Genomic DNA, 22,637 nt, shown 5'->3' with positions numbered 1-22,637 from the left:
CGCGTCTTTCGTCAGGTCGTGTGAGGGCGATCAGGTGGCTGGCACCGCTGGAGGGCGCGGCGCCGCATCGGCGGAAGCGGCGCCCGGCACCCAGAGCCGGTCGCGGACGAAGTGCTCCCGCGACAGACTGACCAGGGCGGCGCGCTTGTGCGGGAAATCGATGGTGGCGATCGTAGCGAAGCCCGAGCCGTGCAGGTTTCGGATCTGCTGGGCGTGGTCGGCCCGGGGCTCGCCGACGATGCGCTGCGTGCGCGGCTCGTCGAGGAACAGGTAGTGCATCAGCGAGGGCAGCCAGGCCGAGAGGTACGGGCGCCCGCGGATCGCGGCATCGCCGATCGCTACGTGCCAGCCGCGGTCGTAGGGACCGGCTTCGTAGAGGGGGCCAACGCGGCTCTCGCGCGCCCAGTACAGTTCGAAATAGCCGAACGGCGCGCCGTCGAAGCAGCCGAGCAATGGCAGGCTTGCCGGATCGGCCTGCAGCCGGGCGATATAGGCCTGGTGCTCCGCCAGCGTGCCGCGCTCCTGCCAGACCTCGGCGACCCGGGGATCGTTCATCCAGGCCGAGAACAGCGCGATATCTCCGGGCTCCGTCATCGTGCGGAAGTTCAGGCGGCGGCCGAGCCACGGGATGTCGCGGGCGTAGACCGCGCCGGCCGGCGTCTCAGGCCGCAGCGGATGCCGGCGCCCGTCCGTCACCGTGACCAGTTCGGGAAAGGGCGGCCGCGGATCGGGCAGCCAGTGGATGGCGCATTGCCAGAGTAGACCGGGAAGGATCTCGACTCCGGCTCCGATGCGCCGTGCGGCCCCGAGGGCGAGAAGCCGCGCCGCAGTGCCGGGATCGGCGTCGACGCCGATACGCAGGACCCGCGTATCCTCGGCCGTCAGCGCCTCGGCCCGGGCCAGGATCGCCTCCGCGGCGATCTCTGGTGGAGCCGGATCGACAAGCCGGATCACCGGCGACTCGGAACTCCCATCCAGGCTGAGCCGCACCGCCCGAGCCTCGTCTCTCGCCTCATCCCTCGCAATGTCCGTCATCCGTCCTCCGCGTGTTGCCGGCACCTCCCTGACGGTTGGCCCCGGCCGCGGTTCAGCGTTTTTTGCAGCCATGCGGGCGCTCCGCCGTGAACCGTGCCCGGCGTCAACCGTCAGATGTGTCGAGGCCCGAGGGGCGCAGGAGCGAGCGGATGGACATTCAGGCCAGCCGGGATACGACCGAGGATCCGAGCACGGATTGGACCCGGGACGCGGTGGTGGTGGCGCGCGACACGGCCGGGCACGCCGCCTTCTGGCCGGCCGGACGCGGACTTCCCGCTGGCTGGACTCGGGCGCACGGCCCCTGCGGGATCGAGGCGGCGCGGGCCTGGATCGAGGAGCCGGCCAAGGCTCCGGACCTGGCACCGGCCTCAGCGCCCGACGCCGATCCAGAAAGCGTCCCGGCGCGCCTCGCAAGCCTCGCCGCGGCGGATCCCGAGAAGCCGGCCGTACTGTTCGGCGGAGATACGCTCACCCGGGGCGACCTCGATGCCCGCGCCGCCGCCCTGGCGGCCGGGCTCGCCGCCCGCGGGATCGGCCGGGGGCAGCGGGTGGCGGTGGCGCTGGAGCGCTCCCCGGAGATCATCGTCGCGCTGCTCGGAATCCTCCGAGCCCGGGCCGCCTTCCTGCCACTCGATCCCGAATACCCGGCCGCCCGCATCCACATGATGCTGGAGGATGCCGGCATCATGCAGTGCATCACGACGCCGGAGATCGCCGCGCGGCTCGATCTGCCTCCGGGAATCACGCGGCTCGATCCCACTGCCCTGGCGGTGGCCGCGCCGGGCGCGACCGCACCTCCGATGCCGGAGCCCGGCGATCCCGCCTACCTGATCTACACCTCGGGCTCGACCGGTCGGCCGAAGGGCGTCCTGGTCGAGCACGGCCCGCTGGCCATGCATTGCCGCACCACTGCGGACGCCTACGAGATGGACGCGGAGTCCCGCGAGCTGCACTTCCTGTCCTTCGCGTTCGACGGGGCCCACGAGCGCTGGATGACCCCGCTAGTCGCGGGCGCCTGCATCGTGCTGCGCGGCCCGGAGCTGTGGACCGCCGCCGAGACCCTGGCACAGATCCGCCGCCACCGGGTCACGCATGCGGGCTTCCCGACGAGCTATATCGGCCAGCTCGCCGACTGGGCCGAGCGCCTGGGCGAGGCGCCGGAGGTGCAGGTCTATTCCTTCGGCGGCGAGGCGATGGCCCGCGAGACCTTCGCGCGGCTCGGGCGCATCCTGAAGCCGCGGCTGCTGATCAACGGCTACGGGCCGACCGAATGCGTGATCTCGCCGCTGATCTGGAAGGTGCCGCCGGGCACGACATTCGAAGAGCCCTACGCGCCGGTGGGCAGCCCAGTAGGCGCGCGGGCGGTCTACGTGCTGGGTCCCGATCTTGAACCGGTGGCCCCGGGTGAGACCGGCGAGCTCTATATCGGCGGCGGCCTCGCCCGGGGCTACTGGCGCAGGGCCGCCCTGACGGCCGAGCGCTTCCTGCCCGACCCGTTCGCCCCGCGGGGCGGCCGGATGTACCGCACCGGCGACCGGGTCCGGCAGCGGTCCGACGGCAGCCTCGCCTTCGCGGGGCGGGCGGACGACCAAGTCAAGATCCGCGGCCACCGGGTCGAGATCGGTGAGGTCGAGGCCGCCCTGCGGGCGCTGCCCGAGGTGGCCGAGGCCGTGGTCCTGCGCCGAGAGGGCCCGGCGGGCGCCTATCTCGCGGGCTACGTCGTTCCGGCGAGGGGCCGTCGTCCGGAGGCCGGGCGCCTGCGCGCCGCCCTCGCCCGCCGGCTGCCGGAGCCAATGGTCCCGGCGAGCCTGACGCTGCTCGACCGGCTGCCGGTGAATGCCAACGGCAAGCTCGACCGCAACGCCCTGCCGGACCCGGCCGCCGACGATCGGCGCGGGCGCCCGCCCGGTAGCACAACGGAGCGGCGGCTCGCCGGGATCTGGTCCGAAGTGCTGGGCTTCCCGGTCCGGGTGGCGGATCGGCGCTTCTTCGCGCTCGGGGGCGACTCCCTGTCGGCCTTGCAGCTGGTGGCGCGCCTGCGCCTCATCGCCCCCCGGGGCGGGATCGGGGTCGCGGATCTCCTGCGCGATCCCACCATCGCGGATCTGGCCGCGCGGATCGACGCCGACGCGGAGGCCGCCGACGAGGGGCTGGCGCCGACGGTCCGGCTCTCGGCCGGTGGCGGTGGGTCCGAGCGGCCGCTCCTGGTGCTGTTCCCGGGCCTCCTGGTCAGCACCCGGGAATACGAGCCGCTCGTTGCCCACCTCGGGCCCGGGCAGGAGGCGCACGGCTTCCTGTGCGCTTCCCTGGTCGAGGCCGTGCGCCCGCTGCCGGAGGTCGCCGAGCTCGCCGCCGCCTATGCCGAGCAGGTGCGGGGTCTGATGCGCGGCCGGCTGGGCGGCTGCGCGTTCCTGGGCTGGTCCTGGGGCGGGGTGCTCGCCTACGAGACCGCCCGGCTGCTCGGACCGGGATTTCCCCTGGACTTCGTCGGAATGCTCGACGCCTGCGGGCTGGAGCCGAATTTCGCCCGCGGCGCCGGCCGTCCGATCGACGCCGAGGACCGGGCCGCGCACGAGACGATGGTGACTGGCTGGCTTGAGCGCTCGCCGATGCGCGCTCACTGGGAGGGCCTTCGGGCGCGCATGGACCTGGAGGCGGCGGTACAGTTCCTACGCTTCCTGGCCGCCGAGCCGCAGCCACTGCCCACCGACGGCCCCGAGGTCGGTAGCCGGGAGCGGATCTTGTGGACGCTGGTCGATCACGCGATCCAGTTCCGGGCGCTGCGTCTCGTCCCCGGCTCGGTGCCGATCCGCAGCTTCGTGGCGGCGGAAACCCGCGCTCGCGGCCTGCCGGTGATCGACTGGCAGCCGCTCACGACCCGGCTCCTGTCCGTGGAGACCGTGCCGGAGACCGACCATCTCGACATCGTGCTGTCGCCGCACCTCCATGCGCGGATCGCCGCGCTGACAGCGCCGCGTCCGGCCTGGAGCGCAGCCTGAGCATGGGCGCGCCCACCTTCGAGGAACTGCGAGACGCGCATCTGGCCGCGCTCACCGGTTCCCTGATCGACGGTGTCGAGCACGGTCCGGGCGGGGCTGTCTATGTCTGGTCGCGCGCGATCCCGGACCCGACCTTGAACTTCGCATGCGGGGTCCGCCGGCCCGACCAGTTCAGCTGGGCCGGGGCGACTGCGCTCGGCCGCGCCAGGGCCCCCGTCTTCCTCGCCCGGGACGCGGCCGAGGCAGCGGCCCTGCGGACGCTGTTCGAGCCGGCCGCCGCTTATCCGGCAAGCTGGATGGTGGCGCGGCTGACCCCGTCGCAGCCCGCGCCGGACCGAGTCGTCCACGCCTATGCCACACCCGCACCGCCGCCGGATTTCGAGCAGGTCTTCGCCCATCTGTCGGACGACTCGGCCGTGAAGGCGCATCTGCGTCGGTTCTACCTGCCGGCCCTGCGGGCGGCGCGGTCTCGGCCGGGGCTGATGCCGGTCCACCTCGTCCTGCACGATGCGAGCGGCCCGGCGGCCTGCGCCAGTCTCTACCTGCGCGGCGGCCTGGCGGGGCTGTACAACGTCAGCACCCGGGCCGACCGGCAGCGCCGGGGTCTCGGCAGCGCCGTGACGGTCGCCGCCCTGCGCGAGGCCCAGGCGCGCGGGGCGCGCTGCGCTTTCCTGCAATGCCCGGCCGGTGGCGGCATCGAGGCGCTTTATGCGCAGGTCGGGTTCACGGTGGCCTACGCGCCAGAACTGCTCTGCATGACCGAGCCGTAGCATGTGCTCGCGCGTATCTATGACTTGGGGGATGTTCTGATGCTGACTAATGACGGTGTCCGTCAGTCGGGCCAACACCAGGATCTTAGCCTGGTCTACGCGCTGATCGCGGTCCTCGTCGGCCGGACGCTCCCGCGTGAGCCGCCGCACCGCCGGCCTCCGGACTGACTCGGACCCCTAGGCCCGCCCATCGGTCTACCGCCCGTTCCTCTCGGAACTACCTTCAGCCCCGCCGGCACCCGCCGCGCGGGGCTTTTTCGTTTCAGTCCCAATCGCGGCAGTTCACGGTGGAATCGGTCAGCGCCTGACGGATCACCTTCGCCGCCTCGGCCGCCCCGTCCGGAGAAAGCCGCTTGAGCACCTCGCGGCGGCCTCGGTCTGCGTGAACCGCGATCAGCGCCACAACCCGGTCGGCCGCATCCAGCACCCTCACGGCTTCAGCGTCCGCCACGATACGAAGGGGGAGGGTTAGGCCGAAAGGGGGCATTCAGCGCTCTTAGGCTTCAGCCGCTTCAACTGATCCGACACGCAGACCAATCTAATCGCTCACAAAGCGAACGTACCTTAGGTAGATTATAGTCGTCTAGATATCGTCAATACCAATATCTGCGGCGATGTGACGTGGTCACGGCCTATCGCTCACCCGCGACCAAGCCGGCGCGGTCGTCGGCCCCTTGCGGCCGCACTTCTCGCATCGCATGCGCAGCCCGGCATCCGGCACGAAGCTGTTCGGCGGGAACCGATCTATCGACACCTCGGCCTCATGCCCGCAATCGCATGTGGCGCGGATCGCATAGGCGCCGTTGGACATGCTGTTGGCGATGGTGGCTGGAACCGTCTCACGGCCCTCGGCATCGTAGCCCCTGCGGGGATTGCGCCTCCCACGCGGAACCGGATCGCCCACGCCCGGGGTGTAGGCGCCTGGCGGGTAGCGGCTCACGGATCGACTTCGACCAGCCCCCGGCTCGCGGCTAGGCGCCAGACATTGGCATCCGAGAAGACCAGGTCGCCGATCTGCCAGCGCTCCAGCTCCTCGCCGACCGGCGCCACTGCGATGTTGGCGGCTCGAAGCGCATCGACCGCCTCCATGGCCGGATCTGCGTCGTCGCCCATCACCCCTTCACCGGATGTGCCAGCAGGATCGCGGTGCGGACCATGTTGCGCTTCCAGGCCGGCTTGTCGGTCTTCAGCGCCTCGGCAGCGGTGGTGTTCGTCCGAATCGTCTCGACCAAGTCGATGGTCCAGCCCTTCGCAAGGGGGAACGATTCGGTCGCTAGATCGGCGAGCACTGCGTCGACCGCGGCGTCCACCTCTTCGTCAGTGACGGATTTGGATTTAAAAGGGTCGGCGACCGTCGGGTTGTTGGCCATCGCGTCCCGTCGGCTGATGAGGCAGATCGCCGCAACGCCCTTAGGCCGCTTTGGCACGGAAAACGAAAACTAAGCCGTCAGGTAGTGGGGTAGTGATGGTGCCGGAGGAGGGATTTGAACCCCCGACCTTCGCTTTACGAAAGCGCTGCTCTACCACTGAGCTACACCGGCAACCGGCAAGGCGGGCGAACCGACCTCGACCACCTGTCCCGGGTATGATCCGGGCCAGAATCCCGCGACGGTGTGAACCGTCCCGGACGTGGCAGGCTCTTAGCGGTCCGACCGGCGCAAGGCAAGGCCGATGGCGCGGTCAGGGACGCGGATCGGCAGCGAGCTCGCCCTGCAGGAAGGCCCGCACCTCCGCCCGGTCGATCCCGGGGGCGATGAAGCTCTGGCCGATCCCGCGGGCGAGGATGAAGGTCAGGGCGCCGTCGCGGACCTTCTTGTCCTGGGCCATCGCGTCGAGGAGCGCGTCGGCGTCGCCGCAGCCGCCCGGCACCGCTTGGAGGCGGGTCGGCAGGCCGGCGAGCGCCAAATGGTTGGCGACGCGGCCCGCATCCTGACCGGGGCAGAGCCCCAGCCGGGCCGAGAACCGGAAGGCCAGGGCCGTGCCAATCGCGACCCCCTCCCCGTGCACCAACCGGGCCGAGTCGTAGCCGGTAAGCCGCTCCAGGGCGTGGCCGAATGTGTGGCCGAGGTTCAGGAGCGCCCGCTCGCCGTCTTCCCGCTCGTCGCGGGTGACGACCGCCGCCTTGGCGCGGCAGCACGCGGCAACCGCCTCTTCGCGCTCGGGGCCGCCGGAAAAGATGCCGCGCCAGTTGGACTCGCACCAATCGAAGAAGCCGGCATCGGCGATCAGCCCGTATTTGGCGACCTCGGCATAGCCGGCGCGCATCTCCCGTTCGGACAGGGTGTCGAGCGCTGCGGTGTCGGCCAAGACGAGGCGGGGCTGATGGAAGGCGCCGATCAGGTTCTTGCCGAGCGGCGCGTTGATCCCGGTCTTGCCGCCCACCGAGGAATCGACCTGTGCGAGCAGGCTGGTCGGCACCTGCACGAAGCGCACGCCCCGCCGCAGGGTCGCGGCCGCGAAGCCGGCGAGGTCTCCGACCACGCCGCCGCCGAGTGCCACCACGAGATCGCCGCGCTCGACCTTCAGCGCCAGCAGGCCGTCGCAGACCTGTGCGTAGCCAGCATAGGATTTCGAGCCCTCGCCCGGTGCCACGGTGACGACGCCGGACCCGAGGCCGGCGCGCTCCAGGCTTTCCCGCAGGCGATCACCATAGAGCGCGGCAACGTTCTCGTCGGTGACGATGGCCGCCCGGCGGGCCCCGAGGGCGGCCATCTGCGCCCCGGCCGTCTCGATAAGCTCGCGGCCGATCAGGATGTCGTAGGCGCGCCCGGCATCGAGCGGGACATGGACCGTCAGGGGAACCGGATGGGTCGAGGACTCGGTCACGGACAGGCTCGCTTCGCGATCATTGGGCGGCGATAGGGCTCGGGGCCGCGGCGGTCAGATGGACGTCCAGCGCCTCCAGCACGTCCTGGACGACGCGGTCGTGCGAGACCTCCCGGGAGATCACCACCACGTCGGCGGCGGCGTAGACCGGGTGGCGCACCGCCATCAGCTCGCGCATCGTCGCCTCGGGATCGTCGGTTTGGAGCAGGGGCCGGCTGCCGCGCTTGCGCACCCGGCGCATCAGCACGTCGAGATCGGCCTTGAGCCAGACCGAGATGGCGGCTTCCTTGATCCGCTCGCGTGTGGCCTCACGCAGATAGGCGCCGCCGCCGGTGGCCAGCACCAGCGGGCCGGCCCGCAGCAGGCGCGAGATCACACGCTCCTCGCCGTCCCGGAAGCTTGGCTCGCCGTAGATCGCGAAGATGTCGGGGATGGTCAGGCCGGCCGCCGCCTCGATCTCGCTGTCGGCGTCCTTGAAGATCAGCCCGAGCCGGCTGGCGAGGCGCCGCCCGACCGTGCTCTTGCCCGCCCCCATCAAGCCGACGAGCACGATCGAGCGCAGGCCCAGCGCCCGGCGCAGGCGCGCCTCAATCGGTTCCTCGGCATCCCCTTCGTTCATCGACGGCAGCATCGCATGGTCGTGGCGTCCCGGCTCCCTCGCGCCGCCCCGCACGCGCCTCGCGGGGGGCTTCCAATCCTGTGCCAGGCTCTTAGCGCGATTCAAGCGGCCTGCGAAACGCATCGCTGTGTCCTTGCGGGCCTTGTCAGCGCCGCGATCGCGTGATGGAAACCGATCTCTCGCGACATCTCGGGAGGGCCTTTCGCGCGCTCCCCTCCCCGCTCACTGCGCCCGTCTGCCCGAGGTTCGACCGACGTGCCGACCCTGTTCCGTTTCTTCGCCACCATCGCGATCCTGGCCGGCCTGGTCTTCGCCGCGATGTTCGCGCTGGCCAATTTCGTGGTGCCGACGCCCCGGGAGATGACCGTGACTATCCCGGCCTCGAAGCTCCAACCGGGCAACCGTTGAGCGCGGCGGCGGCAGAGGTCCCGGCCCGGCCCCCCGCCCCGGAGGTCGCCGCCTATCTTGACATGCTGGCCGCCGAGCGCGGCGCCGGCGCCAACACGCTGGCCGCCTACCGGCGCGATCTCGACGACTACCTCGCCTATCTCGGCCGTGAGGGCATCCCGCTCGAAGAGGCCGACACGCACAGCCTCCGGGCCTTCGTGGCGGACCTCGAGACGCGCGGGCTGATGGCCTCGTCGGCGGCCCGGCGCCTGTCCTGCGTGCGCGGCTTCCACAAGTTTCTCTATGCCGAGGGCTACGCCGAGGCCGATCCGAGCGTCGCGGTCTCCGGGCCGCGCCGGGGCCGGACCCTGCCGAAGGTGCTGTCGATCGCCGAGGTGGACGGGCTCCTCGCCACCGCCCACGCGGCGGCGGCCGACAAGGAGGCGGGGCCAGCGCGGCGCGCCCGCCGCATGGTCTGCCTGCTCGAACTCCTCTACGCCACGGGCCTGCGCGTCTCCGAGCTCGTCGCCCTGCCGCGCGCCGCCGGCACCACCCGCGAGCGCTACCTGTTCATCAAGGGCAAGGGCGGCCGCGAGCGGCTGGTTCCGCTGACCGAGGCATCCCGGGCCGCGATGACCGCGCATCTCGCGGCGGTGCCGGAGGAGTCCCCCTGGCTGTTCCCCGCCGACAGCGATAGCGGCTACCTCACCCGGCAGGCTTTCGCCCGCGACCTCAAGGCGGTGGCCGTCGCCGCCGGGTTGCGCCCCGACCGCGTCAGTCCGCACGTGCTGCGCCACGCTTTCGCCAGTCATCTCCTGCAGAACGGGGCCGATCTCCGCATCGTCCAGGAATTGCTCGGCCATGCCGATATCTCGACCACGCAGATCTATACGCACGTCCTCGATGAGCGTTTGAAGGCGATGGTACGAGACCTGCACCCACTCATGGATGGATGAACGGCGGACACGATCTGTGACCCGTCGCCCGTTCACGAGAATTGTACAGGATTCACGAACTGACTAAGAGTGACCTGTCGGCATACCGGTACGATAGGCCGCCTTTACCAGAGAGAGTTCAACCCATGTCAGGCCCGACTGCTTCGCAGGGCGGCGCTCAGCCGAAACAGGTGGGTCGTGCGTCCGTCGATCTGCCATCGCAGCGGGAGCGGCAGCGCCTCGACAACCAGCTGTGCTTCGCGGTCTACGCCGCCGCGCACGCGTTCGGCCGCGCCTACCGCGCCCTTCTCAGCCGCTACGAGCTGACCTACCCGCAATACCTCGTCCTGCTGGTGCTGTGGGAAGAGGACGGCCTGTCGGTCAAGGAGATCGGCAACCGGCTGTTCCTCGATTCCGGGACCCTGACGCCCCTGCTCAAGCGCCTGGAGGCCTCGGGCCGGGTGCGGCGCGCCCGGGACCGGGCCGACGAGCGGCAGGTCAGCATCTTCCTCACGCCGGCCGGCCAGTCGCTGCGCGACGTGCTCGCCTGCGTGCCCGACGAGGCGGGGGACCGGACCGGTCTCGACATGCAGGGTCGCAAGGACCTGCTGAACGACCTCGTCACCCTGCGGCTCGGCCTCCAGACCGGCTTGATCCCGGAATAGCGCGTCGTCGGGCCTATCCCGCGGGTCCAGAACGGAAAAGGGCACCCGCGCGGCTGCGCGGATGCCCGAGTTCGAGTGCGCTGTCGTGCGCTATCTCAGGACTGGGTCTTGAGGTAGGCGATCACGTCGTTGATCTTCTTGTCGTCCGGGTAGCCCTGGAAGATCATCTTGGTGCCGGGCACCTTCGCCTTCGGGTTCTTCAGCCACTCGTGGAGCGTGGCCTCGTCCCAGGTGAGGCCGGAATTCTTGAGCGCGGCGGAGTAGTTGTAGCCCTCGTAGGTGCCGGCCTTGCGCCCGACGATGCCCTTCAAGTCCGGGCCCACGCCGTTCTTCTGGAAGTTGTGGCACGCCTTGCAGGGCGCGAACGCCTTCTCGCCAGCGGCGGCATCACCGGCCTCCTGGGCCTGCGCCGAGAGGGGGATCAGGGCGGCAAGGACGGCGCCGAGAACGAAAGAACGCATGGATTTCCTCCTTATGGCCGCTGTCGCGGCAGCGTTTACAGCAGAGCTTGCCTGCCTGGAACAGCTCTAAATGATTACACGCAGATGGTGCAACGGCCTAGCCGTTCGGAGCCGTCGTCCCGGTGAATACAAAGAGTGATCAGACCCTCAACACCGATGCTCCCGCTTCGCCGCCTGCGGCGGATGGAAGCTGGATCGCGGGGTGTGAGGGCGAGGCCGCTGCGGCGTTCGAACCAGCTTCGGCGCCGTGCCGGATTGCCGATCCGTCCGGTGAGCCCCTAAGCAGATCGGACCGCCTGGCCGCCGGATCGCGCCGCTGGCGTCGTCGGGAGCGGAGCGCCCACCATGACCTTTCGCGTCCTGGCGATCCTCGTCACCCTATGCGGGATGGCCGCACTCGGGATCGCGCTTCTCGACGAGCCGGACCGCCTCTGGGTTTTCCTCGGCAAGCTCGGCGAGGGCGGGATGTGGACGGCGCTGGCCATCTTCGTCGGGATCGCGGCGGTGCTCGGCTATCGGCGGCGCGACGCGGCCGGGCGTCGTCGCTGAGGCGACGCCGGTCCGCTCAGAGGCCGTGATAGCTCCGGTACCACGCCACGAAGCGTTCGATGCCGAGCTTCAGCGGGGTCGCCGGCCGGAAGCCGGTGTCCCGGGTGAGATCCGCGATATCCGCGTAGGTGGCCGGCACGTCGCCCGGCTGCATCGGCAGCAGGATCGTCTCGGCCTTGCGCCCGAGCGCGTCTTCGAGGAGCGCGATCATCCGCGTCAGCTCCACCGGCTCGTTGTTGCCGATGTTGTAGACCCGGTAGGGCGCCGCACTGGTGCCGGGATCCGGGTCGGCGCCGCTCCAGGCGGGGTTCGGGGCCGCCGGCTTCTCGGAGAGCGCGACGATCCCTTCGACGATGTCGTCGATATAGGTGAAGTCTCGGCGCATCCGGCCTTCGTTGAACACCCGGATCGGTTCGCCCGCCAGGATGGCCTGGGTGAACAGATACATCGCCATGTCGGGCCGGCCCCAGGGCCCGTACACGGTGAAGAACCGCAGCCCCGTCGTCGGCAGACCGTAGAGGTGGCTGTAGCTGTGCGCCATCAGCTCGTTGGCCTTCTTGGTCGCCGCGTAGAGGCTCACCGGGTGGTCGACGTTCTGGTGGACCGAGAACGGCATGGCCGTGACCGCGCCGTAGACCGAGCTGGAGGAGGCGTAGAGCAGGTGCTCGACGCCGCCATGGCGGCAGGCTTCGAGGATGTTGAGGAAGCCGACCAGGTTGCTCGACGCGTAGGCGTGCGGGTCGGTCAGCGAATATCGGACGCCGGCCTGCGCGGCGAGGTGGATCACGGTCCGGAAGCCGTGGCGGCGGAACAAAGCGTCGATCCCGGACCCGTCGGTCAGGTCGAGGCGCGCGAAGCTGTAGCCTTCGAACGGTGCGAGGCGCCGGAGCCGCGCCTCCTTCAGGCCGACATCGTAATAGGCGTTGACGTTGTCGAGGCCCACGACCTGCCGGCCCGCCTCCAGCAGGCGCAGCGCGAGCGCGTTGCCGATGAAGCCGGCGACGCCCGTGATCAGGACAGGGGGCTGGGACATGATCAGGTGCCGTGGACCGGCCGTGCCGCCGGGGTCGGCCATCGGTATCATGGGGCCGCCTCCGTTTCATCCGCGGCCGCTGTTTTGCGGCGCGGGAAAGGAGACGATTAATCTCCCGATCCGTGGAGACCGACGAACCAAAGCTGCCGGAAAGCCTGACGCGCTACCTCGCTGCACCGTCCGGGGGCGTGAACGCGCCGGCATCACGGCCCGCAGAGCACAGGCTCCGGCCAGCCAATCGGGGCTCCGCCCACCAAGCGCTGGAATCCGCTCTGCTGCGCGGCTTCGTCTACGTCACCTCGGGCCTCGTCTGGTTCCTCGTGCTCGGTCTGGTCCTACGTCATCTCGCGCGCTGAGTGGCCTGCGTCGCCTGTGGATATTGGTCGAGCCGGCATGGGTCCGCGCGATAGACCGGTACTTCTACGGCCAAGTCCGGTATTGGGGGCGCCGACAGCTGAGCCGTATCGGTTCGGCCGCCTGCTGCGGGCGGCTTTGTTCGTGGGGATGGGACGATGGCTCTGACCGGGCGCTTCTGGTTCCGGAAATCCTGGACGGGCCGTCTCGTGCTGTTGGTCGAGGAGGTGCGTCCACGCTGGTTCGGCCGCGGTGCCGGCAAGCCGCGCTGGCGCAACGCCCGGTTGATGGATTTCGCCGAGCCCGAATTGCGGCCGCTGATGGCGATGGAGAAGCTGCACCGCACGGGCGCCCCTTCCGCCACCGTGCACAGCCTCCGGGCGGTTCCCGCGGCCCCGATGGCGCAGGCCGCCAACGGCTGAGTCGCACCGCTGACCCGAGCTCGTCCGATCCCCATCTAAACGGGTCGGTCGCTGTACGAGCGCTCGACACCGGGGATGACGGCCATGCCGCGCTACTTCTTCCACACCCAGATTGGCGACGACACGATCACCGACCCAACCGGTTTCGAACTGCGCGATCCGGACCAGGCCTGGGAGAAGGCCCAGGAGACGATCCGGGCGGCCCTGGCCGATCCGCGGAACCAGGCCCGGCTGATGACCGCCTGCTTGGTCGTGACCGACGCGGCGGGCGAGGTCGTGCTGGAATTCCCGTTCAGCGAGGCCGTCTCGCTCCCGCCGGACGCAGATCCCACGCTGCATTGAGCGCAAGCCGCCGCGCTCCGTCTGCCCTACATCGCGGCGAACGCGACGCATGAGGAGCAGCGCCAGCATGGATTCGCCCCCGAACGATCTCGATACGCACGCCCTCGGCCGCGCCGCCCCCGGGAAGGGTCTCGCCCGCGAGGCCTGCCCTTATGCCGAGGGGACGCAGGCGCGCACGCGCTGGCTTGCGGGCTACGACGAAGCCGTCTCCGGTGGAGCGGAGCCGGTGACCGGGGGACTCGCCAAGCACCCGCCGGCCGCGGAGCCCACGCGCTGATGGACGCCAGAACCGCGATCCCTGCCGACGTGCCGCCGCACCCCGCCCTCGACCGCAAGGCGGTCGGCGCCGTGGTCCTCGGCAACGCCCTCGAATTCTACGACTTCACCGTCTACGCCTTCTTCGCCAAGCCGATCGGCGAGGCGTTCTTCCCGGCCACCGATCCCACCCACAGCCTGCTCGCGTCGCTCGCCCTGTTCGGCATCGGCTACGTCATGCGGCCGATCGGCGGCGTACTGATCGGCGCCTTCGCGGACCGGGCCGGGCGCAAGCCCGCCATGCTGATCACCATCGCGCTGATGGCGCTCGGGATGCTGATGCTCGCTGCCTGCCCGTCCTACGCGGCGATCGGCGGCTGGGCGCAGGTGATCGTCATCGCCGGTCGCCTCATCCAGGGTCTGGCGCTCGGCGGCGAGGTCGGCCCGTCCACCGCCTACCTGTTGGAAGCGGCCCCGCCGGCCAAGCGCGGCTTCGTCACCAGCTGGCAGATTGCCAGCCAGGGCTGCGCCGCCCTGTTCGCCGGCATCGTCGCGACCATCCTGGCGCTCATCGTCGGCGATCAGGCGATGTCGGCCTGGGGCTGGCGGGTGATGTTCGGCCTCGGTCTGTGCGTCGTCCCGGTGGGCCTCGTGATCCGCAGCCACCTGCCGGAGACGGCCGGAGCCGACGAGGACCCGCGCGCGGCTCCCTCGACCCTCGCGGTGGTCGGGCGGCTGCTGCGCGAGCACGGCCGCCTGCTGGGCTTGACCTTCCTGGTCATCGCCGCCTCCACGGTGTCGAACGCCGTCGGCACCAACATGCCGGTTTATGCCGGCGCGACCTTGGGCCTGAGCGAGACCGCCGCCACCGCGGTGCCGATCGCGCTGGGCCTCGCCTCGGTGATCTTCCCCCTGCTCGGTGGCTGGCTGGCCGACCGGGTCGGGCGTCGCCCGGTGATGATCTGGCCGCGGGCGCTGATCCTGGTGCTGGCCGTGCCGGCCTTCGCCTGGGTGGTGAACGCCCCGAGCGCGGCGAGCGTCTACGCCGTGACCTTTCTGCTCTCGGCACTCTCGTCGATCAACGCCGCCGCGGTGATCGTCGGCATCCCGGAGGCTTTGCCCCGGGCGGTGCGCAGCGCCGGCCTGTCGATCGTCTACGCGCTCTCGGTCTCGGTCTTCGGGGGCAGCACCAATTACGTGATCAACTGGCTGATCTCGGCCACCGGCGACCGATTGGCGCCGGCCTATTATCTCGCGGCCTTCAGCCTGGTGGGTACCATCGCCGCCTTCCTGCTGCCGGAGACCCGGGGCCGCGACCTCGATGCAGAACTCGAAGCGTAACCGTTCATGTGCGCTCTCGCACGGCCCGGAAGCACAGCCGGACGGGAGCGCATCTTCGACGCTAGGTCGCAGGCGGCTGCGGGCCTAGACCGCGCGCATGCCCAGCCCTTCCGAGACGCGCCGCCCGCTGGTCCTCGCCGCGGTGATGGCGGCGATGTTCATGATCGCCATCGAGGCGACCATCGTCTCGACCGCCATGCCGCAGATCGCCGGGCAGCTGGGCGACCTCCACCTCTACGCCTGGGTGTTCGGCTCCTTCTTGCTGACCCAGACCGCCACCACCGTGGTGTTCGGCAAGCTGTCCGACCTCTACGGGCGGCGCCCGGTGTTGCTGTTCGGGATCGCAGTCTTTCTGGCCGGCTCGCTGCTCTGCGGGCTCGCCTGGTCGATGCCTTCGCTGATCCTGTTCCGGCTGGTGCAGGGTGTCGGTGCCGGGGCGATCCAGCCGGTGAGCCTGACGGTGGTGGGCGACCTCTACCCGGCCCGGGAGCGCGGCAAGGTCCAAGGCTATCTGGCCAGCGTGTGGGGCATCTCGTCGGTGGCCGGACCGCTGGTCGGCGGCCTGATCATCGGCCATCTGAGTTGGCCCTGGATCTTTTGGATCAACCTGCCCGTCGGCGTCATCGCGGCCGGGCTGTTCCTGGCGTTCCTGCGGGAGAGCGTCGAGCGCCGCAGCCGCCCGATCGATGCGCTGGGCGCCGCCCTGTTCACCGCGGCCATCGCCGCGCTCATGATGGCGCTGACCGAGGCCGGCACCTCGGCCGCGGCAGCCCTGTGGCCGGCCCTCGGCTTCGTGGTCGCCGCCTTCCTGTTCGTGCTGCAGGAGCGCCGGGCCACCGACCCGATGCTCGACATCCGCTTGTGGATGCAGCGCCCGATCGCCACCGCCAACGCCGCGACACTGCTTTCCGGCATGACAGTGATCGGCCTGACCGCCTTCCTGCCGATGTACGTCCAGGGCGTGCTGCGGCAATCGCCTCTGATCGCCGGCATGACCCTGACCCTGATGGTGCTCGGCTGGCCAATCGGCGCAACCACGGCGGCGCGCAACTTCGTGCGCTTCGGCCTCCGCCCGACGCTTCTGGTCGGCGCGACCCTGCTGCCGCTCGGTGCCACCGCTTTCGTCGCCCTGGGCTCCGCGACCTCGCCGATCGTGGCCGCCTGCGGCTCGATCGTGATGGGGCTGGGGATGGGTTTCCTCTCGACCGCCGCCATCGTGATCATCCAGGACAGCGTCGCCTGGGCCCAGCGCGGCGCCGCGACCGCCTCGAACATTTTTGCTCGCAACCTCGGCTCGACCCTGGGGGCCACCGCCTTGGGCGCCGTGCTGAACTATCGGCTGGTGCATCCGGCGAGCGGACCGGCGGTGGATTCTGACCAGCTCCGCCGCCTCCTCGACGATCCCGCCAGCCTCGGCGCCGGCGGCGACGCGATCCGGGACGGGCTTCAGCACGCCCTCCACGGCACGTTCTGGACGGTTTTTGCCGTGGCGTCGCTGACGCTGCTGCTGTCGCTGTTCGTGCCGCGGGTGGCGATCTCGGACGCGCCGCGTGAACTGGTCGTGGAATAGGCTGCCTCTCGACCTTTGACCTTCCGGCTAAGGCCGCCTAGCGTCCGCCCATGCCCCTCGTGCCGCCTCCGCGCCCCGCAGCCTCGCCCGCGGCGGATATACCGCCGACCAGCGTACTCACCGCCAACCAGCCGGAATGGTCGGTCGGCGAGTTGGCGGGCGCGCTCAAGCGCACCCTGGAGGACGCGTTCGGCCATGTCCGCCTGCGCGGCGAGATCTCCGGCTATCGCGGCCAGCACGGCTCCGGCCATGCCTATTTCTCGCTGAAGGACGGGCAGGCGCGGATCGACGCGGTGGTGTGGAAGGGCGTGTTCGGCCGCCTGCGCCAGAAGCCCCAGGAAGGTCTTGAGGTCGTCGCAACTGGGCGCATCACGACCTTCGCGGGCAAGTCCTCGTACCAGATCGTCATCGAAAGCCTGGAGCCGGCCGGCCTCGGCGCCTGGATGGCCCTCCTGGAGGAGCGCAAGAAGCTTCTCGCCGCCGAGGGACTGTTCGCCCCGGAGCACAAGCGGGCGATTCCCTATCTGCCGGGCGTGGTCGGCGTCGTCACCTCGCCCACCGGAGCGGTGATCCGCGACATCCTCCACCGGCTGGAGGATCGGTTCCCGCGCCCCGTCCTGGTCTGGCCGGTGCGCGTCCAGGGCGACGGCGCGGCGGAAGAGGTCGCTGCCGCGATCCGCGGCTTCAACGCGCTGGGGCCAAGCAGCGCCATCCCGCGCCCGGACGTGCTGATCGTCGCCCGGGGCGGCGGCTCCATCGAGGATCTGTGGGCCTTCAACGAGGAATGCGTCGTCCGTGCCGCCTTCGAGAGCGCGATCCCGCTGATCTCCGCGGTGGGGCACGAGACCGACACCACCCTGATCGACTACGTCTCCGACCGACGGGCGCCGACCCCGACGGGCGCCGCCGAGATGGCCGTGCCGGTCCGCGCCGATTTGATCGCCACGGTGTCGGACCTCTCCGCCCGGGCCATCGGGTCGATCGGCCGCCGGGTCGAGCGCGATCGTTCGGATTTGCGCGCTCTCGCTCGCGCCCTGCCGAGCGCCGACGCCCTGCTCGCGGCCAAGCGCCAGCGCCTCGACCTCGCCGAGGCGCGCCTCGCCCCTGCGCTCGCGGCCGGCGCCAGCCGGCACCGCGCCCGCCTGCAACTCCTCCTTGACCGGATGGCCCGCCGCTCGCCGGACGTCGCGCTCGCCAATGCCAGAGCGCGGCTGGCGCGGATCGATCACCGGCCGCTCACCGCCCTGCGCAACGACGTCCAGCGCAAGGGCGAGGCCCTGGCCCAGCTCGGCCGGCGCCTGGTCGTCGCCCGGGATGCCAGCCTGGAGCGGGCGCGGGCGCTGCAGGCGCGCCGGGCCGACCGCCTCGTCGCCCTGTCGAACCGCCTGACCCAGGCTGGCCTGCGCGGCGTCGAGCGCCGCCGCGACCGGCTGGAGGGCTTGGCGCATCTCCTCGGCTCGCTGAGCTACCGGGCCGTGCTGGAGCGCGGCTACGTCCTCGTCCGCGACGCCGCCGGCCTGCCGGTCCGCCACGCCGCCGAGGCCGTCGCTGCCAGCCGCCTCAGCCTGCAATTCGCCGACGGGACCGTGCATGCGGTGCCGGACGGGACCGCCGACCCGTCCGTTTCGGCGAAACCCGCCCGGCGCGCTGCGCGGACGCAGCCGGCCTCCGGTGCGGAGACCGGCAAGCGCACGCCCGCGAGCACCGCCGCACCGACGCGGCAAGGGTCGCTTTTCTGAGCCGCGCGTCGGGGCAAGACAGCGTGCCGATCGACATCTGGGACGGGCGGCCGTTCACGGGCGCGAAGATCGCCCTGGTCCTCGGTGACGAGATCCTCGTCTACCGGCGGGACGACCGGCCGGATATCCCGTTTCCCGCGCTCTGGGATCTTCCCGGAGGCGGTCGGGAGAACGCCGAGTCGCCGGCGGACTGCGCGCTGCGCGAGACCCACGAAGAGTTCGGCCTGCTCATCGAGCCTGAGCGGATCGTCTGGCAGCGTCGCTATCCGAGCTGGTCCGGCACTGGGGCCTCGGCCTTTTTCTGCGCCGCGTCTCTACGGCCGGTCGAAGTCGAGAAGATCCGCTTCGGAAACGAAGGCACCGATTGGACTTTGATGCCGGCCGCGCGGTTCATCGCCCATCCGCAGGCGGTGCCGCATCTGCGGGACCGCGTTTCTGATTATTTACGGGCTTTCGAAAAACCCGCCGAGAACTCGCCATTCTAGCGATAGATCACGTTGGCTCCGGCCCGACCCAGTAGTGATATCGGTACAGCTCCCGCTCGAATCCCAGCCCCCGGTACAGCGCCCGGGCTGGCTTATTCGCCGCGACCACTTGAAGGCAGGCCGCCCGAGCGCCCTGCCCCCGAGCCCAGTGCAGCAGCGCACACACGGCGCGTTTGGCATGGCCGCGTCCGCGCAGATGCTCGACCGTCGCCACCGACTCGATCACTAAAACATCGCCGTCGAGCACCCCGAAAGCGAAGGCGCCGATGCCGCCGTCCACTGTCGCCGCCGAGAAGGCCCGTGGCAGGATCAGGGTCTCCACGGTGTCGCGAAACGCCTGCGCGGCGGCCGCGTCGGCCCGGTTCACTGCGTCGCGCACGGCCAGCCACGCGGCATCGGGCGCAGACATGAGCCTGACTGCCGGGTCCGGGCCGGCCGACAGGTCGTCGAGAGCGCGGAACAGCGTGCAGGTCTCGTCGACGACGGTGTAAGCGCCGCCGGTCAGGAGCGGCTCCATCTGCGGCGCGATCGCCGGCACCCGGAAGATCGCCCGGCGGCCGAGGGCCGCGTAGTGCGCCTCGCCGGCCGCGATCGCCGGCTCGGGGGCGCCGCTGCCGCGCAGGGGGTTCACGGAGTTCTGTCGCTTCGAGGTGCCGCCGGTGGCGCGCAGCAGGTAGCCGTGGACGAGGAGCTGGCGCGGGCTCGGCCAGGCGTTGAGGCAGGCCTCTTCTACGCGCCAGGCCAGATCAATGTCGGACGTCATGATTCGCTCCGGCCGTTTGATCCCATGCCGATCGGGAGCGCGCCACCCCAATGCGATCGGGTCCATGCGGCGTCGCGTACGCTTGAAGCGTTCCAGCCTCGCGCGATGTCCGCATCATGTCCGCGCCTGACTTCCTCTTCGCACTCCATTTCCTTGGCGGCAGCGCCCGAAGCTGGGAGCTTCTGTCCCGTGCCCTCGGCGATACGCCGACCTGCGTGCCCGTAGACCTGCCGGGCTTCGGCAACGCCGCCGGGGCGTCGGGCTTTTCCGTCGACGCCATGGCCGACCACGTGGCGGCCGTGATCCGATCCCGGGCACCGGCGCGCTTCGCCATCGCGGGCCACAGCATGGGCGCGAAGGTGGCCCTGGCCCTCGCCCGCCGCTCCGAGGACGGCGATGCAGGCCTGGACGGACTCACCGATCTGATCCTGATCTCGGGCTCGCCGCCCAGCCCGGAGCCGATACCGGAGGATCGTCGCGCCAAGATGCTCGCTTGGATCGACGCCGATCCGGAGACACGCCTGCGCGAGGCGAAGGCGTTCGTGCGCGCGAATGTCGGCGATGGGCTCGACCCAGAGATCGAGGCCCGCGCGGTCGCCGATGTGCTGCAGGCTGCGCCGGCCGCCTGGAAGGCTTGGCTCGAAGCCGGTTCTCACGAGGATCTGAGCCGCCGGGTCGGCATCCTGCGCACGCCGGCCCTGATCCTGGCCGGCTCCGAGGATGCCGATCTCGGTGCCGATGCGCAGCACGCCCTGATGGCGCCACACCTTGCATATCACCGGGTCGTCACAGTCGATGGCGTCGGTCATCTCTTGCCCCTGGAGCGTCCCGAGGCCCTGTCCGATCTGCTGCGCAAGCATTTCGATGACCGGCCACGCGCGGATGGTGCTCAGGCGCCCGAGGTGCCGCCGGCCTACGCCGCGCTGATCGCGTCCGAGCGGGTCAACAGCCGCCTGCGCAGCGCTCTGGAGGAACGCGCGGAGCCCGACGATCCGGCCTACCAGCCGGAAGCGCTCGATCCGGTGGAACTGGCGATCCTGCGCGCCGCCTGCGCCCGCGTCCTGCCGACGCCGGGCGTGGACGTCGCCGCTCGGCTCGACACGCGCCTGGCCTCCGGAGCCGGCGACGGCTGGCGTTTCGTCGCGCTGCCGCCGGACCCGGAGGCCTATCGGGTCGCCTTGCGCACCCTCGACGCAGCGGCCCGCGCCGCTAACAGCCGGCCCTTCGTCGTCCTCGACGGCCGGGAGCAGGACGCGCTGCTGACGCTGGCCGAACGCGGCCAGCTGTCGGTGCCGGAGACGCTCGGCGGTCGCCTCGACGACGACCGGATGCGGTTCTGGTTCGAGGATTTGCGGGCTGACGTGGTGCGCCTGTGGCTTGCCCATCCGGCGGCCCTGGCCCGGGTCGGCTTTTCCGGCATCGGCGCCGGCGGCGACCGGCCGGGCCCGATCGCGGACGGGCTTCCGGGCTTCCATCAGGTCGGGCCTGATACGCCGGAACCCTGGGAACCGCGCCCGGCCCATCAGGAGGCGGTCCGATGAATCTCGACGGGATGCGGACCTACCGCACGGACGAGGCGGTCGACGCCGTCATTGTCGGCACCGGGGCGGGCGGCGCGCCGTTGCTCGCCCGGCTGGCCGCGGCCGGCCTGAAGGTCGTGGCTTTGGAGGCGGGGCCGAACTTCACCCCGGAACGCTTCGCCTTCGACGAGACCCTGGCGGACGAGATCTACTGGACCGATGAGCGCCTGAGCGGTGGCTCCACGCCGGAGGCGTTCGGGGCCAACAACAGCGGCACTGGCGTCGGCGGCTCGACCCTTCATTGGGGCGCTTTCGTGCCCCGGGCTGATGCCCGCGACCTGCGCCTCCACACGGAGAGCGGCGAGGGCGTCGACTGGCCCCTGAGCTACGAGGAGCTGGCGCCGTTCTACGAGCGGGTCGAGCGCTTCATCGGCGTCTCGGGGCCGCAATCCTATCCCTGGGATCCGGGTCGCCGCTATCCCCTGCCCCCGGTGCCACGCAATGCGCCTGCGCAGATCATGGCCGGCGCCTGCGACGCGCTCGGCATCCGCTGGGCCGACGCCCCCGCGGCGGTGGTCTCGCAGGCGTTCCAATCCGAGGACGGCCCCCACCGCAACGCCTGCATCAATTGCGGCTTCTGCCACCAGGGCTGCCGCAACGGCGCTAAAACCAGCATGGACGTCACCTATTTGCCGCTCGCGGTCGCCCGCGGCGCGGAGATCCGGGCAGAGGCCTTCGTCCACGGGCTCGAGCGCGGCACCGACGGCCGGGTCACGGCGGTGGTCTACACTCAAGACGGACAGGAGCGGCGCCAGCGTTGCGGCGCGGTGTTCCTCTGCGCCGGCGCCGTCGAGACGCCGCGGCTGCTGCTGCATCTCGGGCTCGCCAATTCCAGCGATCAGGTCGGCCGCAACTACATGGGCCACGTCGCAACGCAGGTCTGGGGCACCTTCGCCAACGAGGTGCGGATGAATCGCGGCTATCCCTCATCGCTGATCACCGAGGATTTCATCCGCGCCGGGGCGGATTTCGCCGGCGGCTACCTGATCCAGAGTCTCGGAGTCGTGCCGCTGACCTTCGGCAACGCGGTGGCGCGCGGGCGCGGCCTGTGGGGGCAGCCCCTGCTCGACTATCTCGACGGCTACAATCACGTCGCCGGCATCGGCATCAACGGCGAGACGCTGCCCTGCGACGCCAACGTGCTGACCCTGTCCGACGAGACCGACGCCCGCGGGATGCGCAAGGCGCAGATCAGCTTCGGCTACGGCACCAATGAGGAGCGCCTCAACGCCCACGCCACAAAGGTGATGCGCGACCTCTGGCAGGCGGCCGGCGCCGAGGACATCTGGGTGCTGGAGCGCGTCGCCCACACGATCGGTACATGCCGGATGGGTCGTGACGGGTCGAGCGCCGTGGTCGATCCCGTCGGCCGCAGCTTCGACATCGACAACCTCTGGATTTGCGACGGCTCGACCTTCCCGAGTTCGCTGGCGGCTAACCCCGCCCTGACCATCATGGCGCTGAGCTTGCGCACCGCGGAGGCATTCTTGGCCGCCGGGGGCTGAGA

The 22,637-nt window shown here is 70.6% G+C and carries 27 protein-coding genes and 1 tRNA gene; 17 read left to right on the top strand and 11 right to left on the bottom strand.

The features are described from left to right. Positions 1-30 precede the first annotated feature (30 nt). Positions 31-1,035, bottom strand: a complete 1,005-nt coding sequence (locus tag BM228_RS13295) for a GNAT family N-acetyltransferase (RefSeq protein ID WP_092040979.1) — start codon at positions 1,033-1,035, stop codon at positions 31-33. 149 nt (positions 1,036-1,184) lie between these two features. On the opposite strand from BM228_RS13295, the gene BM228_RS13290 reads away from it, so the two are divergent. The 3 genes from BM228_RS13290 to BM228_RS35835 are packed head-to-tail and all read left to right on the top strand — an operon-like array spanning position 1,185 to position 4,972. After that, positions 1,185-4,034 (top strand): amino acid adenylation domain-containing protein, encoded by a 2,850-nt coding sequence (locus tag BM228_RS13290; protein ID WP_092040976.1) that lies wholly within the window; start codon positions 1,185-1,187, stop codon positions 4,032-4,034. Positions 4,035-4,036: 2 nt separating this feature from the next. Next, positions 4,037-4,804 carry a GNAT family N-acetyltransferase gene (locus BM228_RS13285; protein WP_092040972.1) on the top strand — a complete coding sequence of 256 codons (768 nt, stop codon included), beginning with the start codon at positions 4,037-4,039 and terminating at the stop codon, positions 4,802-4,804. 39 nt (positions 4,805-4,843) lie between these two features. Beyond that, entirely contained in the window at positions 4,844-4,972 is a 129-nt protein-coding gene (locus BM228_RS35835) for a hypothetical protein (protein WP_280142331.1), read from the top strand. 94 nt (positions 4,973-5,066) lie between these two features. On the opposite strand, the gene BM228_RS34655 is transcribed toward BM228_RS35835, so the two are convergent. From BM228_RS34655 to BM228_RS13260, 7 genes are all read right to left on the bottom strand, one after another. Next, complete coding sequence (locus BM228_RS34655) at positions 5,067-5,237, bottom strand: hypothetical protein (protein ID WP_167367719.1); 171 nt, start codon at positions 5,235-5,237, stop codon at positions 5,067-5,069. A gap of 192 nt (positions 5,238-5,429) precedes the next feature. Beyond that, positions 5,430-5,744 (bottom strand): hypothetical protein, encoded by a 315-nt coding sequence (locus tag BM228_RS13280; protein WP_092040971.1) that lies wholly within the window; start codon positions 5,742-5,744, stop codon positions 5,430-5,432. Beyond that, a complete protein-coding gene (locus BM228_RS34650; protein WP_167367718.1) occupies positions 5,741-5,917 on the bottom strand; it encodes a hypothetical protein in 177 nt (58 codons plus the stop codon). Before BM228_RS34650 ends, BM228_RS13280 begins: the two co-directional genes overlap by 4 nt. Further along, positions 5,917-6,174 carry a hypothetical protein gene (locus tag BM228_RS13275; RefSeq protein ID WP_092040968.1) on the bottom strand — a complete coding sequence of 86 codons (258 nt, stop codon included), beginning with the start codon at positions 6,172-6,174 and terminating at the stop codon, positions 5,917-5,919. Before BM228_RS13275 ends, BM228_RS34650 begins: the two co-directional genes overlap by 1 nt. A 96-nt stretch (positions 6,175-6,270) precedes the next feature. After that, positions 6,271-6,345: transfer RNA gene (locus BM228_RS13270), tRNA-Thr, on the bottom strand. 139 nt (positions 6,346-6,484) lie between these two features. Continuing rightward, a complete protein-coding gene (gene aroB, locus BM228_RS13265) occupies positions 6,485-7,630 on the bottom strand; it encodes a 3-dehydroquinate synthase (protein WP_092040965.1) in 1,146 nt (381 codons plus the stop codon). Positions 7,631-7,649: 19 nt separating this feature from the next. Then, a complete protein-coding gene (locus BM228_RS13260; RefSeq protein WP_092040962.1) occupies positions 7,650-8,261 on the bottom strand; it encodes a shikimate kinase in 612 nt (203 codons plus the stop codon). Between the two features lie 243 nt (positions 8,262-8,504). Between BM228_RS13260 and BM228_RS13255 the strand changes: the two genes are divergently transcribed. The 3 genes from BM228_RS13255 to BM228_RS13245 all read left to right on the top strand — a co-directional run bounded on the left by BM228_RS13255 (position 8,505) and on the right by BM228_RS13245 (position 10,236). After that, positions 8,505-8,657, top strand: a complete 153-nt coding sequence (locus tag BM228_RS13255; protein ID WP_092040960.1) for a histidine kinase — start codon at positions 8,505-8,507, stop codon at positions 8,655-8,657. Further along, complete coding sequence (locus tag BM228_RS13250) at positions 8,654-9,592, top strand: site-specific tyrosine recombinase XerD (RefSeq protein WP_092040957.1); 939 nt, start codon at positions 8,654-8,656, stop codon at positions 9,590-9,592. Before BM228_RS13255 ends, BM228_RS13250 begins: the two co-directional genes overlap by 4 nt. 125 nt (positions 9,593-9,717) lie before the next feature. After that, the gene (locus tag BM228_RS13245; protein ID WP_244537135.1) at positions 9,718-10,236 is read left to right on the top strand and encodes a MarR family winged helix-turn-helix transcriptional regulator; all 519 of its coding nucleotides are present in this window, start codon (positions 9,718-9,720) and stop codon (positions 10,234-10,236) included. A gap of 95 nt (positions 10,237-10,331) precedes the next feature. Here the strand turns inward: BM228_RS13245 and BM228_RS13240 are convergent, their stop codons facing one another. Further along, positions 10,332-10,697 carry a c-type cytochrome gene (locus BM228_RS13240; protein ID WP_092040954.1) on the bottom strand — a complete coding sequence of 122 codons (366 nt, stop codon included), beginning with the start codon at positions 10,695-10,697 and terminating at the stop codon, positions 10,332-10,334. 345 nt (positions 10,698-11,042) lie between these two features. On the opposite strand from BM228_RS13240, the gene BM228_RS13235 reads away from it, so the two are divergent. Beyond that, positions 11,043-11,246: a hypothetical protein gene (locus tag BM228_RS13235; RefSeq protein WP_092040951.1), complete on the top strand. Its 204-nt coding sequence runs from the start codon at positions 11,043-11,045 to the stop codon at positions 11,244-11,246. Between the two features lie 16 nt (positions 11,247-11,262). Here the strand turns inward: BM228_RS13235 and BM228_RS13230 are convergent, their stop codons facing one another. Further along, complete coding sequence (locus BM228_RS13230; protein ID WP_092041055.1) at positions 11,263-12,279, bottom strand: NAD-dependent epimerase; 1,017 nt, start codon at positions 12,277-12,279, stop codon at positions 11,263-11,265. A gap of 122 nt (positions 12,280-12,401) precedes the next feature. Here BM228_RS13230 and BM228_RS13225 point away from each other — a divergent pair, with 122 nt between their 5' ends. The 8 genes from BM228_RS13225 to BM228_RS13190 all read left to right on the top strand — a co-directional run bounded on the left by BM228_RS13225 (position 12,402) and on the right by BM228_RS13190 (position 18,787). Then, positions 12,402-12,635: a hypothetical protein gene (locus tag BM228_RS13225; protein ID WP_092040948.1), complete on the top strand. Its 234-nt coding sequence runs from the start codon at positions 12,402-12,404 to the stop codon at positions 12,633-12,635. A 156-nt stretch (positions 12,636-12,791) separates the two neighbouring features. After that, entirely contained in the window at positions 12,792-13,055 is a 264-nt protein-coding gene (locus tag BM228_RS13220; RefSeq protein ID WP_092040946.1) for a hypothetical protein, read from the top strand. 84 nt (positions 13,056-13,139) lie between these two features. After that, positions 13,140-13,397 (top strand): DUF6894 family protein, encoded by a 258-nt coding sequence (locus BM228_RS13215; RefSeq protein ID WP_092041054.1) that lies wholly within the window; start codon positions 13,140-13,142, stop codon positions 13,395-13,397. A gap of 67 nt (positions 13,398-13,464) precedes the next feature. Continuing rightward, entirely contained in the window at positions 13,465-13,674 is a 210-nt protein-coding gene (locus tag BM228_RS13210; protein WP_092040943.1) for an Rmf/CrpP family protein, read from the top strand. Next, the gene (locus BM228_RS13205) at positions 13,674-14,993 is read left to right on the top strand and encodes an MFS transporter (RefSeq protein WP_092040941.1); all 1,320 of its coding nucleotides are present in this window, start codon (positions 13,674-13,676) and stop codon (positions 14,991-14,993) included. The genes BM228_RS13210 and BM228_RS13205 overlap by 1 nt, the downstream gene beginning before the upstream one ends. A 97-nt stretch (positions 14,994-15,090) precedes the next feature. Next, the gene (locus tag BM228_RS13200) at positions 15,091-16,563 is read left to right on the top strand and encodes an MDR family MFS transporter (protein ID WP_092040938.1); all 1,473 of its coding nucleotides are present in this window, start codon (positions 15,091-15,093) and stop codon (positions 16,561-16,563) included. Positions 16,564-16,613: 50 nt separating this feature from the next. After that, on the top strand, positions 16,614-18,302 hold the full coding sequence (xseA, locus tag BM228_RS13195) for an exodeoxyribonuclease VII large subunit (RefSeq protein WP_092040935.1): 1,689 nt from the start codon (positions 16,614-16,616) through the stop codon (positions 18,300-18,302). A 23-nt stretch (positions 18,303-18,325) separates the two neighbouring features. Then, positions 18,326-18,787 (top strand): NUDIX hydrolase, encoded by a 462-nt coding sequence (locus BM228_RS13190; RefSeq protein ID WP_244537134.1) that lies wholly within the window; start codon positions 18,326-18,328, stop codon positions 18,785-18,787. Between the two features lie 7 nt (positions 18,788-18,794). On the opposite strand, the gene BM228_RS13185 is transcribed toward BM228_RS13190, so the two are convergent. Continuing rightward, positions 18,795-19,550, bottom strand: coding sequence for a GNAT family N-acetyltransferase (locus BM228_RS13185; protein ID WP_092040932.1), 756 nt, complete (start codon positions 19,548-19,550; stop codon positions 18,795-18,797). Between the two features lie 116 nt (positions 19,551-19,666). Here BM228_RS13185 and BM228_RS13180 point away from each other — a divergent pair, with 116 nt between their 5' ends. Next, on the top strand, positions 19,667-21,091 hold the full coding sequence (locus BM228_RS13180) for an alpha/beta hydrolase (RefSeq protein WP_092040929.1): 1,425 nt from the start codon (positions 19,667-19,669) through the stop codon (positions 21,089-21,091). Beyond that, complete coding sequence (locus BM228_RS13175) at positions 21,088-22,635, top strand: GMC family oxidoreductase (RefSeq protein ID WP_092040927.1); 1,548 nt, start codon at positions 21,088-21,090, stop codon at positions 22,633-22,635. The genes BM228_RS13180 and BM228_RS13175 overlap by 4 nt, the downstream gene beginning before the upstream one ends. Positions 22,636-22,637: the final 2 nt, after the last annotated feature.

The sequence above is a fragment of the Methylobacterium pseudosasicola genome, from assembly GCF_900114535.1.
Lineage (GTDB): Bacteria > Pseudomonadota > Alphaproteobacteria > Rhizobiales > Beijerinckiaceae > Methylobacterium > Methylobacterium pseudosasicola.
The sequence above is the reverse complement of the archived record's forward strand: the minus strand, read 5'-3'. Positions and strand labels throughout refer to the sequence as shown.